General features: G+C 41.8%; 11 protein-coding genes. 4 read left to right on the top strand and 7 right to left on the bottom strand.

Annotated elements, in window-relative coordinates:
* Positions 1-2 precede the first annotated feature (2 nt).
* The 3 genes from F947_RS02745 (at position 3) to F947_RS02735 (ending at position 4808) form a co-directional block, all read left to right on the top strand.
* On the top strand, positions 3-935 hold the full coding sequence (locus F947_RS02745; protein WP_004971866.1) for an electron transfer flavoprotein subunit alpha/FixB family protein: 933 nt from the start codon (positions 3-5) through the stop codon (positions 933-935).
* Positions 936-1338: 403 nt separating this feature from the next.
* Positions 1339-4314 carry a DNA gyrase subunit A gene (gene gyrA, locus F947_RS02740; RefSeq protein WP_004971864.1) on the top strand — a complete coding sequence of 992 codons (2976 nt, stop codon included), beginning with the start codon at positions 1339-1341 and terminating at the stop codon, positions 4312-4314.
* 68 nt (positions 4315-4382) lie between these two features.
* Positions 4383-4808 (top strand): hypothetical protein, encoded by a 426-nt coding sequence (locus F947_RS02735; RefSeq protein WP_004971862.1) that lies wholly within the window; start codon positions 4383-4385, stop codon positions 4806-4808.
* 27 nt (positions 4809-4835) lie between these two features.
* Here the strand turns inward: F947_RS02735 and F947_RS02730 are convergent, their stop codons facing one another.
* The 7 genes from F947_RS02730 to F947_RS02695 all read right to left on the bottom strand — a co-directional run bounded on the left by F947_RS02730 (position 4836) and on the right by F947_RS02695 (position 11886).
* Positions 4836-5936 (bottom strand): ABC transporter permease, encoded by a 1101-nt coding sequence (locus tag F947_RS02730; protein ID WP_004971859.1) that lies wholly within the window; start codon positions 5934-5936, stop codon positions 4836-4838.
* Positions 5933-7063 (bottom strand): ABC transporter permease, encoded by a 1131-nt coding sequence (locus F947_RS02725; protein WP_004971855.1) that lies wholly within the window; start codon positions 7061-7063, stop codon positions 5933-5935. The genes F947_RS02730 and F947_RS02725 overlap by 4 nt, the downstream gene beginning before the upstream one ends.
* Complete coding sequence (locus F947_RS02720; protein ID WP_004971853.1) at positions 7063-8193, bottom strand: HlyD family secretion protein; 1131 nt, start codon at positions 8191-8193, stop codon at positions 7063-7065. Before F947_RS02720 ends, F947_RS02725 begins: the two co-directional genes overlap by 1 nt.
* Positions 8194-8204: 11 nt before the next feature.
* Positions 8205-9686 (bottom strand): TolC family protein, encoded by a 1482-nt coding sequence (locus F947_RS02715; protein WP_004971852.1) that lies wholly within the window; start codon positions 9684-9686, stop codon positions 8205-8207.
* Positions 9687-10083: 397 nt separating this feature from the next.
* Positions 10084-10897, bottom strand: a protein-coding gene (locus tag F947_RS14165; RefSeq protein ID WP_099046173.1) for an IS5 family transposase whose coding sequence is annotated in 2 segments (ribosomal slippage) — positions 10084-10509 and positions 10511-10897 — 813 coding nt in all. Because the reading frame shifts where the segments join, the coding sequence is not laid out codon by codon here.
* Positions 10887-11201 carry a hypothetical protein gene (locus F947_RS02700; protein ID WP_035310653.1) on the bottom strand — a complete coding sequence of 105 codons (315 nt, stop codon included), beginning with the start codon at positions 11199-11201 and terminating at the stop codon, positions 10887-10889. Before F947_RS02700 ends, F947_RS14165 begins: the two co-directional genes overlap by 11 nt.
* A gap of 241 nt (positions 11202-11442) precedes the next feature.
* Complete coding sequence (locus F947_RS02695; protein ID WP_004971845.1) at positions 11443-11886, bottom strand: hypothetical protein; 444 nt, start codon at positions 11884-11886, stop codon at positions 11443-11445.
* A gap of 255 nt (positions 11887-12141) precedes the next feature.
* Between F947_RS02695 and serC the strand changes: the two genes are divergently transcribed.
* Positions 12142-13221, top strand: a complete 1080-nt coding sequence (gene serC / locus F947_RS02690; RefSeq protein ID WP_004971842.1) for a 3-phosphoserine/phosphohydroxythreonine transaminase — start codon at positions 12142-12144, stop codon at positions 13219-13221.
* The last annotated feature ends 42 nt before the right edge of the window (positions 13222-13263 follow it).

Below are 13263 nucleotides of genomic sequence, written 5' to 3'. Positions count from 1 at the left end.
TCATGAGTATTTTAGTTATCGCTGAGCACGACAATAAAGCACTAAATGGTGCAACATTAAACGTTGTTGCTGCAGCTCAAAAAATCGGTGGTGATATCACTGTATTGGTTGCGGGTTCTGGTGCACAAGCAGTTGCAGACCAAGCAGCTAAAGTTGCAGGCGTAAGCAAAGTATTACTTGCTGACGATGCGGCTTATGCAAACCAATTGGCTGAAAACGTAGCAAAACTTGTTGCAGAATTAGGCAAAGGTTATAGCCATATCCTTGCTGCTTCTACAACAACAGGTAAAAACATTTTACCGCGTGCAGCTGCGCTTCTTGATGTTAGTATGATCACAGACATCGTCGCTGTAGATTCTGCAAAGACATTCAAGCGTCCAATTTATGCAGGTAACGCGATTGCAACTGTAGAATCTTCAGAGGCGATTGTGGTGGGTACTGTACGTGGTACAGCATTTGACCCAGTGGCTGCAGAAGGTGGTTCGGCTGCGGTTGAAGCTGCTACTGTGACAGGTGATGCTGGTATTTCTAAGTTCGTCTCTGAAGAAATTGTGAAATCAGAGCGTCCAGAATTAACAGCAGCTCGTATTGTAGTTTCTGGTGGTCGTGGTGTAGGTTCTGGTGAGAACTATCACAAAGTACTTGATCCATTAGCAGACAAACTTGGTGCAGCACAAGGTGCTTCACGTGCAGCAGTAGATGCAGGCTTCGTACCAAACGACATGCAAGTAGGTCAAACAGGTAAAATCGTTGCACCTGATTTGTACATCGCTGTAGGTATCTCTGGTGCGATTCAGCACTTGGCAGGTATGAAAGACTCTAAAGTGATCGTTGCGATCAACAAAGACGAAGAAGCGCCAATCAACGCAGTAGCTGACTACTGGTTAGTGGGTGACTTGAACACTGTTGTTCCAGAGTTAGTATCTAAAATCTAATTACTGAACACAGTCAAAAACGCCTCTATGTGAATAGCATAGGGGCGTTTTTTATTGTCTTTTTTAATTTAGATGCAGTGATTGGTTTTAAGTACATTATGTGAACTTAGCGTATATGTGGGTACATATCGAGCAAGTATATGTTGAAGATATTTTGACGTGACTCTTAAAAATATGACGCACTTTTGTTTCTTGGGTGTGAATATTTTTTTGCCTAAAAAATCACCGTTAAATTTAAGTAAATTAACAAGATTAAGATCATCTCTAAAGCACAAAAACACAGGCGTATATGCTATAATTTTTCGCTAGTTTTTATTTTTAGCCTGCATTTCAGGCTAATCATTTGCAAGTTTTACGACATATAAAATGCAAGCAAAATTTGTTTGCAGAATAAGGAGTATGCATGAGCGTATCGGAAATTAGACCGATTGCCATTGAGGATGAACTCAAGCACTCGTATTTAGACTATGCGATGAGCGTGATTGTGTCACGTGCGCTGCCAGATGTACGAGATGGTCTAAAACCTGTGCATCGTCGTGTGCTATTCGCAATGCACGAATTGGGCAATGACTACAACAAAGCTTACAAAAAGTCTGCCCGTGTAGTCGGTGACGTCATCGGTAAATATCACCCTCACGGTGATTCTGCAGTTTACGAAACAATTGTTCGTATGGCGCAAGATTTCAGTTTGCGTTATCAATTGGTCGATGGTCAGGGTAACTTCGGTTCGATTGATGGCGATAGTGCCGCAGCCATGCGTTATACCGAAGTCCGTATGCGCAAACTTACTCATGAACTGTTGGCCGATTTAGAAAAGGACACTGTCGATTGGGAAGATAACTACGACGGCTCTGAGCGTATTCCTCAAGTGATGCCTACTCGTATTCCAAACCTATTGGTCAATGGTGCTGCAGGTATTGCTGTAGGTATGGCGACCAATATGGCACCGCACAACATGACTGAAGTGGTGCATGCATGTTTGGCTTATGCAGACAACCCAAATATTTCAATTGAAGGGTTGATGGAACATATCACAGGTCCAGACTTCCCTACAGGCGGTATTATTTACGGTAAATCAGGCATTGTTGATGCTTACCGTACAGGTAAAGGCCGTTTGCATATTCGTGGTAAGTACCATTTTGAAGAAGATCAAAAATCTGGTCGTACCACCATCGTCTTTACTGAAATCCCTTATCAGGTCAACAAAGCCAAAACCATTGAGCGTATTGCTGAACTGGTGAAAGAGAAGAAACTCGAAGGTATTTCAGAATTACGTGATGAGTCTGATAAAGAAGGGATGCGTATTGCAATTGATCTGAAGCGTGGTGAAAACGCTGAAGTGATTGTGAATAACCTGTTCTTAAATACGCAGTTAGAAAACTCATTCAGCATCAACATGGTCTGCCTAGACAATGGTCAGCCAAAATTGATGAACCTGAAAGATATTATTGCGGCATTTATTCGTCACCGCCAAGAAGTAGTGACCCGCCGTACCATGTTCGAGTTGCGTAAAGCGCGTGAACGTGGACACATCTTAGAAGGCTTAACCGTTGCGTTGGCCAATATTGATGCCATCATCGAAACGATTAAATCTTCTACCAACCCAGCCGAAGCGCGTGAGCGTTTACAGGCAGGCGAGTGGGCAGCAGGTGGTGTAGTTGCGTTATTGGAAAAAGCAGGTTCAGTTTCTGTACGTCCAGATGAAATTGAAGGCGAAGACCCTAACCGCCCGTTTGGTTTAGATGGTCAGGTCTATCGTTTATCACCTGCGCAAGTGACCGCAATTTTAGAATTACGTTTGCATCGTTTAACAGGTCTAGAACAAGACAAGTTACATGCAGAATATTCTGAAATTTTGGCACAAATTGCTGAATTAACTGCAATTTTGAATGACTTTAATTTGTTGATGGGCGTGATTCGTGAAGAGTTGGCGCAAGTTTTACAGCAATATGGCGATGCACGTCGTACTGAAATTGTAGAATCTCGCATTGATTTCTCGCGTGAAGATTTAATCCCAGAAGAACAAGTGGTACTGACAGTATCACAAACAGGTTATGCAAAAACTCAACCATTGTCAGATTACGCAGCGCAGCGTCGTGGTGGTCGTGGTAAATCTGCAACGTCGATGAAAGAAGATGATTATGTGCAGCATTTAATCGTGACATCTAACCATGCAACGGTGCTGTGCTTTACCGATGTGGGTAAAGTGTACCGTCTGAAAGTGTTTGAAGTGCCACAGGCATCGCGTGGTGCGAAAGGTCGTCCAATGGTGAACTTGTTGCCGTTAGATGCGAACGAAACCATCACCGCGATTTTACCTGTCATTGATGCACCGAAGAAATTTACCGAGCGTTTGGCAGACTTCCGTAGCTATGTAAAAGCCAATGCTACACATATACAAACCAACGCAATCATTGCTGCACATTATGCAGAATTAGAAGCTGCCTTTGCTGAATTAGCAGATGGTGATGATTTATCTGATGCATTGCGTGTGCAATTGAAACAATTGGGTGTAGAGCTTTCTGCAACCGATTTAGACGATGAGATCATTGCAGAATTTGCATCACAAGCAGAAGCCTTGCGTAAAAACTTTTATGTCTTTATGGCAACGGCATCAGGTACAGTGAAACGTGTTGAATTGGAACAATTCAGTAACGTACGTTCGAATGGTTTACGTGCCATTGAATTGAATGAAGAAGACACTTTAATTGGTGTTGCAATTACCGATGGCGAACAGCAAATTATGTTGTTCTCCAATGAAGGTAAAGCGATTCGTTTTGCTGAAACCGATGTACGTTCAATGGGTCGTGCGGCCAAAGGCGTACGTGGTATGCGTGTCAGCTTCGGTTCAGCACAAGTTGAAGATGTCGAAGATGTAGAAGTCGATGGCGATGATGAAGACAGTTCAGATTCAGCACTCATCAGCCGTATCGTATCGCTAGTTGTAGTACCAGAAACAGGCGAAGTTTTGTGTGCTTCGGCGAATGGTTATGGTAAGCGTACACCTGTAGATGACTTCCCAACCAAAAAACGTGGCGGTAAAGGCGTGATTGCCATTAAGACCTCTGAACGTAATGGTGAATTGGTCGGTGCAGTTGCGATTGATGAAAGCAAAGAGCTGATGCTGATTTCTGATGGCGGTACATTAGTGCGTACTCGCGCTTCTGAAGTGGCACAAACAGGTCGTAATGCACAAGGTGTGCGTTTAATCCGCTTAGGTGAAAACGAAACATTGGTGGGTGTAGAAGCGATTGAAGCTGTTGAAGAAGACGAGTTTGTTGAAGCGATTGAAGGTGCAGAATCTTTAGTGGCTGAAACGGATGCAGTTGCTGAAACTGAGCAAGTGGAAAAAGACGGTGAAAATTCAGTAGAAGAATAAGTTTTTTACTGATAAAAAGGGCGCTTCGGCGTCCTTTTTTATAAACGTTGACTGCATAAGGGTAAGCGATGAAAACCAAATTAATGTTGTTGGCAGCAGCGGTTGCATTGAGTGGCTGTAATTCAATGGACAATATTCCAGATCCGAGTCCTGAACAGGAAAAGGCGGCACAGCTAGCCTATGAGGATTTGCGTGATGGGAAGTATGACGAGTTTTTGGATCAGTTAGAGCCGCAGTTGCAAACCCAGTTTAAGGACAATGAAAAGCTGATAAAACGCTTTTCACGTTCAATTCCTCAAGGTGAATACAAGTCTAAGACTTTAATGACCAAAGAGATTGAAGAAGCAACCAATCAGCTTGGGCAATATAAGGTCAGCTATGAAATTGCCTATCCGGAAAATCTGGTTCAGTATGATGTTAGTTTTGACAAGCCGAATGGTAGCAACAAGATTCGTAATTTCAATATTCAAGTCTTTGGCGAATCGGGTAAATAAGTGGAATAGGAGCATTGCTATAATGCTCTATCTGCTTTGATGACCAGAAATTAAACGTCGATAAGCCAAAAAAAAGCACAAGCTACCGATCATTCCAAGATAGAGCAATTTAGGCAAGATCAGTGTTGTAGGCACACCCATCTGATTGAGTTGAATAAACATCTGCACAATTTGGGTAGAGGGCAGGATTTCGCCAACGACTTGCATCCAGGTGGGCATGGCAGCATGCGGCCAGGCCGCACCAGATAAAAAGAACAGTGGAATAGAAGTGAATACAATGACATGCCCCGCACGTTCCGGCAGATCCAGAAAACTAGCAAATAAGCAGGTCATGCCAATTATCGTGTAGATAAAAACCGCAACAGCCAGCAGCATCCCGAGCAGGTTGCCACCGCGCGGATAATCAAATAGCCAGAAGCTAAAGCCGAATAAATAGAAACATCCCAGACAACCAATGGTGAAGACCGCTAAACACATCCCAATCAATGCATTTGTGTTTAATTCTATTTTTCTTTCCCGATATACCAAAATCAGCATACTCAAACCCAAAAGAATGGTTTGGTGGATAATTAAAGGTGCTACCGCAGGAAAGACATAGCTGCCATAGCCAGACAGCGGATTAAATAAAGGAATTTGATGCACAGAAAGGGCAGGTGAAAAATCCGAGACCTTGCCAAAGCGTTCAGTGTAATCTGCCAAAGTTTGCTCAACTGATGTGGCTAAGCCCAGACCAATTTGTCTGGTTACTAAAAAGTTGGCTGTACTTAAATACAGGCCAATGCCACCTGTTTCACCATGCCTTAAGCTTTGCGATAAATTGTCCGGCAGAAGTAAAATACCATCGGCTTTTTGTGATTCCACCCATTGTTTGGCCTCGGAAAAATTGCCGGTAATCGCCTCAATCTCCACATTGGGGCTTTGTGCCACTTGACCAATAATACGGGTGCTTAAGTTACTTTGTTCTTCATCGACAATAATAATCGGTAAGGCTTCAGCCTGCTGTGCCTGATAAGCGGTTGGATAAAAAAAGCTGTAAAACAAGACGGATAGAATAAGCGTGGTAAAGATCGTGCCGTGACTGACAATATCCTTAAAGCTTTGCAGATAGTAAAACCAGAGGGATTTCATTGGACTGCTCCTTTAACTATTTTTTTAAGAAACAGATAAGCCAGCAGAGCGTAAACTAGGGCATAGATCAGCAGCATGAATCCAGCTTGCAGTGAAATATGCAATGGACTACCAATCACCCATTGTTCAGTTTGTAATTTGGCATAGGGCGTAAACGGAATAATATTGGACCAGAACTGGGTGAATAGGGGCGCATTATTTAAAGGTAAAGTCACACCGGCAAAACTTAAAGATGAACCACCATAGACCGCAATGATGCCAAAAGATTTACTTAAATCTTTGGTTGCCAGAACCACTGCACTGCTTAAAAATGCATAAGCGCTATATAGCAGAAATTGTGCCGATAGAATCAGAGCGAGCGAGCCGGCAACAAACCAGCCGCGAATTTCAATCAGCCAGAACATCCAGATCCAGGTCCATAGACTAAAAATAGCCACATAGATCAGGTTCTTAGACAGCAATGCCATCCAGATGGATGAGTTGCTAATCCAGCTTGTTAAGGTCTGCCGCTTCAGTTCCTGACCGACGGAAAATGCCACACAACAACACAGCAGTAAATGCAGAATTGCCGGAATGACATAGGGTTCCAGATAGAATTCATAATTCAGCTGCGGATTATACAGCGGAGATATTTTAATATGCGGTGACGGTGCTTCGAGAGAGGGGAGTCGGTTGCCCAGATATTGCTGTCCGCTAAATTCAGCGAGTGCTTGTAGGGTACTGACCAGCATGGCCGAGGAAATGGTATTTCCAATACTGAAATAACTCTGGTTAAAAGCAATACTGATGTCAGCATCCTGGGCACGAACCAGACGTTGCTCGGCACCGCTTGGAATATGGATATAACCCCAAATTTTATTTTGATTTAACAGGCGCTCAATTTCAGCTGTTTGTTCCGACACCGTAGCAATTTTAAGAGTATGATTCAGCGCCACATGTTGATAAATGCTTTGACTCAGCGCACTCTGGTCTTGATCAATAATCGCAATCGGTAAATGATCCGATTTCCCTTGAGCAAACATGCTGCTGAATAAAATAATCACCAGTGCAGGTGCCAGCGTGACCAGACACAGATCCCATTTTTCGCTGAGCAGATAGCGCAGTTCGCGCCATATACCCGTCCACATTATCGGGTCTCTTTCAGTTTAAATAACACGCTCATCCCGACTTTCAGTTCAGAAATCGCTGGTGTGGGTACAAGATGCAGCTTAAAACTGCGCACATCATAACCGCCGGTTTGACGTGTGGTCTTAATGGTGGCAAATTCACCTTCAGCACTGATCTGTCTAATTTGAAAAGTGGCGGTTTTATCTAGGGCGGGAATATAACCTTCAATACTGCTCATTTTCTGAAATGGGGCATATTGGTCTTCACGAATATTCAGGCTCACCCACATTTGATCTTCAATCAGGCTGACCACAGGGACTGCGGTGGCTACCAGCTCCGAGACTTTGCCATAGGTTTTAGACACCGTTCCGTTTACAGGTGCTACTAATTGGGTTTCTGCTTCTAAAGCATTGGCTTCATCCAGCGCAGCCTGGGCAATATCTACTTGTGCATCGGCAGAACTCTTTTGCTGCAAGGTGCTGCCACGTTTGGCACGTGCGTATTGCTGATACGCTGCTTCTGTCATTTGCGCCGCTGATTGACTGGCTGCATACAATTCATCACGGCGCTGGCGTGAAATCACACCTTCCTTCAATAAATTTGCACCACGCTCATAAGAAACTTTGGCTAAATTTTGCTGTGCTTTCAGCGATTGCCAGTTGGCATACAGACTGGCGATATTTTCTTCCTGCGAGCCACGTTCAGCAGTCGATTGTAAGGCCAGCGCAGATTGTAAAGCCGCTGCGGCTTGCTGTTTTTTGGCCTGAATTTCCGGGCTGTTTAAGCGCACCAGTACATCGCCTTTTTTGACCCGCTGACCTTCTTCTACATAGATTTCTTCAATACGGCTTGGCACTTTGGTCGCCACCTGAACTGTTTCAGCTTCTACACGACCCTGCAATTCAAGCGGAGCCGGTTGGTAGCTTTTCCACAATCCAAAAGCGATGACTGCCAGCAGAACTGGAATCAGGGCGAGCAATAAATATTTTTTCTTTTTAGCGATTTCAGGAGCTTGTTGTTGCTCGGTCGAAGTCGTCGCGTTGTTTTCTATTTCAGTTTTTGTTTCTACCTGTTGCGCAGGCGATTTTTCTGTATCGCTGGATGAAGCCACTTCATTCACAGGATCATTGGGTTTTTGATCTTCGTTCATGTTCGGCTCCATTAGCGAATATAGTGGGTGTTGGCATGTTGAATGTAGGTTGGAAATTCTGCAATCGAGCCATGGCTTTGTAATAGTGTGGCCAGTGACATCACATATTTGTAAGCATTCAAGGCAGTTTCAGCTCGTAGTCCGCTCAGCATATTTTGTGCATCGATGACCTGTGTGGCGGTGCCCGTATCTTCTTTAAAAGACAATTCTTGGATGCGTAAATTTTCCTGTGCGGCTTTCAAGTTTTGTGCCAGAAGTACATCACTTTGCTGTGCACTAAGTGCTTCGCTATAAGATTTATAAATCAGATTTTCAATTTCCTGCTGGGTGCGTGCAGTAAGCAGTTCTGTTGCAGAGCGTTTGAGTTCGGCAGCCTGAATATTCTTGTTTTTATCGATCCCGGAAAACAGGTTATAGCGTGCGGCAACCCCGACAATCCAGTTTTCATTTTGATCCAGACTATATTCGCCAAAAGCAAATACATTTGGTTTTTTCGCTGCTTGCTGGGCTTTCACATTGGCTTGGGCCAATTGGGTATCCAGCTGCATTTTTTGAATCAGCGCAGAGTTCTGACTAAAAGTTTTTAGCAGATGATTTAAGGCCTGTGGCTCGGTTTTATTGACAAATAAAGGCGTCGAAAGCTCAGTGATGCTACTTTCCTGAAGCAGATTATTCAGCTGGAACAGCGCAGCATTCAAATTGGCCTGCGTATTTTGCTGGCTGCGCTCGGCATTATTACGTGCCACTTCAAATTGCATACGCTGGCCTTTACTGATAAAACCTTGCTGTTCCATTTTTAAGGCATTGCGATAATGCTGCTGCATGGCATTCAGATTAAACAGCGCAGCTGCATGCAATTGCTTTTGGAGCTGCACATTAAAATAACTTTGAATCAGTTCAAAACGCTGCGTATCTTGCTGCTGTTTGTTGCTGAGCTGACTACGACCGACCTGAATATTGGCAATTTCTTTGGCACTACGGGTGAGGCCTCCAGTATATATTGGCATAATCACGGAAACAGTGGGGCGAATCACCTGATCTTCAAGGATGACATTAGACGTATCCGGAATCAGACCAACTCCGCTATGAATAGTATTGTTAAGTCCATCACGCAGTGGATCGGTAATACCTGCAGGTAGATCCACGCCATTACTGGCCTCCCACTCATTAAGCCGGCCATTCACGCCTTGAGAGAGTGAATTCTCCAGATTATTTTTAAATTGCTTTAATGGAATATCGACTTCACTGTGAAAGGCATAGGCACGAACATTCAGGTCGACACGTGGCAGACCTACGCCTTTTACTGCTTCAGCTTCAAGTTTTGAAGCCTGTTCCAGACTTTGATAGGCTTGGCTGCTATAAGAATTTTGCAACAACTGACGTTCAGCATCCTGAAAGCTGATGCTCTGTGCATGAGCAAAGCTGCCATACATCATAGATGCAAGCAGATTTAAACCCCAGACAAGCTGTCTTTTATTTTTCTTTAAGTTCATAAAGTCGCTAAACTGATATAAAGCCGGTAATGTTATCCCGCTAGTATAAATCAAAGGTTCGCAGATAGAACTAGTGTAAAGTTATAGTATTGTTTCTTGTACATTTGTCTATAAAAAGCACGCTTATGCGTCCTCTAATCTTCTTTTTTTACCTTTTCTTTTTAAATAGCGTTTTTTAGCTACTTTTTCTCTATATTCTTTTAAAAGTCTTGGATTTTTTGCGATTAATTCATCCATATTGCTTTTTCCCCCCTCGAAATTCAGGATGTTGCTCTCGCATTTTTTTACATTCACTCTTTTCTCGCCAGATTTTAAAGAATAAATAAAGCTTGCTGAAGCATCTCTACGTAAAACTTCTTCTTTAAATAAAGGGGTGGCAATAGATCTCTTGCGAAAGTTAATTTAAGAGCATCCAATTCACCATTCCAGCAATTAAATTCATTCTTAGACCAAATCGTTTCCGTCTATTTCTATAGCGTTCTGTTAATATCCGAAAATGTTTAAGTTTGCCGTTGATATGTTCAATTGTGATCCTACGCCGACTGATTTCTTGGTTGATCTGTTTTGCTATTTGGGGTAATGATAAATTGTTAGGTTTCTTGATTGGAATGAGTAACTTACTCTTAATCTGATGAAATCCTTTATAGGCTAAATCTGCCATGATATAAGGATAAATAATCATCTCCTTCAAATGCTTACGCTCAATGTTCAGATCGTGTTTTCTGCCATCTTCAATCTGTATACTTACAATTTGCTTTAATTGGGGGTTAAAAATGACCTGTGTTTTTAGCGTATGTTTCTTCTTTTTACCACTATAGAATTTTCTTTGTTTTTTTGGGACGCTCAATCTGTGACTCAGTAACATCAACGATTACATAATCCCCCTCATTAAACTTTTGATTCCTTTTCGGCAATGCGAAAATCCGTGATTGAATCAGAGCATTTTCAACTTTCTGAATCGTACGATTCACATTACTTTCAGCTAGGTTATAGTCGGCGGATAACTCAATTTGAGTTCTATAACAGCGTAAGTAATTTAAAGTTAACAACAATTGATCCTCTAAACACAACGAATGAGGTCTTCCAGATTTTTTCTTGGCAAGTTCAGCATGTTGTAACACTGATACCATTTTTAAGAATAATGGACGAGGAACTCCAACAAGTCGTTTAAATTCTTCATCATTAAATCTTGTTAAATTTTCATATTTCATGAGATGAGTATAAACAATTTTTTACTTTCGCAAGAGGTCTAATATTAGTGAAAAAATAATTAGTTTTATAGCTAATCATAGATTCCAAGATATTTTGAGGTAACAAAATTACAGGTCCAACAACTTTATTAGGCCCCCAAGGAGCGTGAGGAAGTGAAAATTTTGATTTTTTCCATTCGTTATCGATTGCACAAAAGAAATGAATAGCCTCTTTTGTTTCAGTCGTTTCTATACCTAATTTTTCACATTGTTCTAATGTATATTCTGCAAAATGTTTAAAGCAAATATTAGGGTTTGTTGACAATTCGTCTATGTTTGCGGCAACGCATATTTTTTAGCTGCTATAAGGCATGGGACAGGAAATTTAGTCATTTTAAATGACTGGCACATAACGCAATAGCAGCAAAAAATATGCTCGCCCTGAAAGGCTGTGGCTAAAACTTTCTCAGATTGCGTTATGAAACTTAGCAATAATCTCGCTATTCCTTGCGTTTCATGCCAGATCTGCTCAGTTTTAGCCTACAGCGCAAGCCATTTATGAAATGTCAACAGACCCTAGTCGTTATATCTGAAATAGTGTCCGGACCTATACCATCTGCAACTAATATTAATTCTTCAAGATCTTCTAATAAGCCTGTCTGAGCTGCCTGAGAAGACTTTAAGCATGTGAGTATATATTCAACTTTAATATCGTGTGATCCTTTGCCATTTACTCCTTCTTTAGTTGCACCAATGCCAGTATATTTGGGCTCAGGAAAATGGGAGCATAATTTTCTTGCTTTAATTTCATCTTTTTCTTTAAGAGCTTCCATTAAACATTTCATAAAATTTTGCTGAGTAGTCAGAGCAGACTTGGAATGTATGTTCTCACAACGAGTTAAATAATAACTATCAATGTATAAGCGAGTATCTGTTTCCAGATTAGGGTCAAAGAAGTCAACTTCAAGTAAATTTTTATCTACCTTAAAGTGATTGAGGAATGTTGTCATTGTTTATTTCTCCTTTAATATTTATTTAAAATATCATTTAATTAGGAGTAGTGGGTGGTTTTTTTGATCAATTTGCGACAGATATTGTCGCACACATTTCAACCTCTTTTTTTGATTTAGTAAATTTATCCCTCGAATCTACATTGATTTTTTGACTCTATCTTGGCTCATAGATTGAAATAATTTTGTGCAAGACCCTGCCAGATATGGTTAAATGCCATCATTTTATTGTGTTTCACTCTGAAAGGAAAAATCATGCGCGCGTACAACTTCTGTGCTGGTCCTGCAGCATTACCGACTGCCGTACTTGAAAAAGCTCAAGCTGAAATGCTTGACTGGCATGGCAAAGGTCTTTCGATCATGGAAATGAGCCACCGTAGTGCCGACTATGTTGCCATGGCTGAAAAAGCGGAAGCAGACCTGCGCAAACTCATGAATATTCCTGAGAACTACAAAGTATTGTTCTTGCAGGGTGGTGCATCGCTACAATTCTCTGCGATTCCATTGAATTTGTTGGGTAAAAACAACAAGGCAGATTATATCCACACGGGTATTTGGTCTGAAAAAGCCTTAAAAGAAGCGCAGCGCTATGGCGATATTCATGTCGTTGAAGCGGGTATTCAGATTGAAGGTAAGCATGCCATTAGCGAACAAAGCCAATGGAACTTATCTGCCGATGCTGCCTATGTGCATTATGCAGATAACGAAACAATTGGTGGTTTGCAGTTTGCCAATATTCCAGAAACAGACAAACCGTTGGTATGTGATTTCTCATCAAGCATTTTATCTGCACCTTTAGATGTATCTAAATTTGGTCTGATTTATGCAGGTGCGCAAAAAAATATTGGCCCAGCAGGCTTAACCATTGTGATTGTACGTGAAGATTTGCTTGATCAAGCCAAGCCTGAAATTCCAAGCATTTTGAAATATTCAGCACAGGCAAAAAATGATTCCATGGTGAATACACCTGCAACTTATGCATGGTATTTGTCTGGTTTAGTGTTTGAGTGGTTATTGCAAAACGGTGGTGTAGATGCGATTCATCAAGCTAACCTAGAAAAAGCGAAATTATTATACGGTTATATCGATTCAAGCGATTTCTACGCGAATCCAATTTATAGCGCAAACCGTTCAATTATGAACGTTCCGTTTACTTTGGCTGATGCCGCACTGGAAAAACAATTCTTGCAAGAAGCTGAAGAAAACCGTTTGTTGAACTTGGCAGGTCACCGTTCTGTAGGTGGTATGCGCGCAAGTATTTATAATGCAGTGCCATTAGATGGCGTACAAGCTTTGGTTAACTTTATGGATGACTTTGCAAAACGTCACGGTTAATTGATAGTAGTAAAAAGCAAAAACCCAGCTGAATTAGCTGGG

It is taken from the genome of Acinetobacter towneri DSM 14962 = CIP 107472 (assembly GCF_000368785.1).
GTDB classification, from domain to species: Bacteria; Pseudomonadota; Gammaproteobacteria; order Pseudomonadales; family Moraxellaceae; genus Acinetobacter; species Acinetobacter towneri.
Note: the sequence above shows the minus strand (reverse complement) of the source record. Positions and strands in the feature narration are given on the sequence as shown.